The sequence below is a fragment of the Synechococcus sp. BA-120 BA3 genome (genome assembly GCF_034931285.1).
Taxonomy (GTDB): Bacteria; Cyanobacteriota; Cyanobacteriia; order PCC-6307; family Cyanobiaceae; genus Cyanobium.
The window spans coordinates 1-515 of record NZ_JAYGHZ010000245.1; the positions used below are offsets into that span (position 1 = coordinate 1).

Sequence of the window (515 nt, forward strand, 5' to 3'; positions counted from 1 at the left end):
GCTGCAGCTGGTCCCTGGGCAGGGGCGGCACCCAGCCGCCCGCCAGCAGGGCCGGCAGCAGGGGGGCCTCCAGAGCCTCCCCCAGCCACTCCAGGGGCGGCTCCGGATGGGGGCCGGCCGGCCGCAGCAGCAGGTTCCAGGTCAGGGGGGCGCCGCTCTCGGGCAGCAGCACCTGCAGCCGGGGATCCCGCCGCAGCAGGCCCACCACCCGCTGGCGGGGCAGCACGGCGGCCTCGGCCTCACCGGTGAGCAGCAGGCTGAGTCCGTCACGGTCGTCGTAGGCCAGGGCCGCGCGCCGCAGCCGCCGCAGGCGCTCCGGGTCCTCCCCGACCAGGGCGATCGTCACCCGGGGGGAGGAGGGCAGCACCAACCGACCGGCCAGGCTGGGGTCGAGCAGCAGCTCCCAGCCTTCGGCGCGACGCCGGGCCAGATCGGGCCGGCTGCGCAGCACCAGCACCCAGGGGCCATAGGACCAGGGAAACGCCAGGGGAGCGGCGGCGGCGGGGCCGTGGAGC

General features: G+C 77.9%; 1 pseudogene. It reads right to left on the minus strand.

The window, feature by feature from the left end:
• Window positions 1-515 (minus strand): annotated as a pseudogene (locus VB737_RS07565) (twin-arginine translocation pathway signal); the annotation flags it as partial.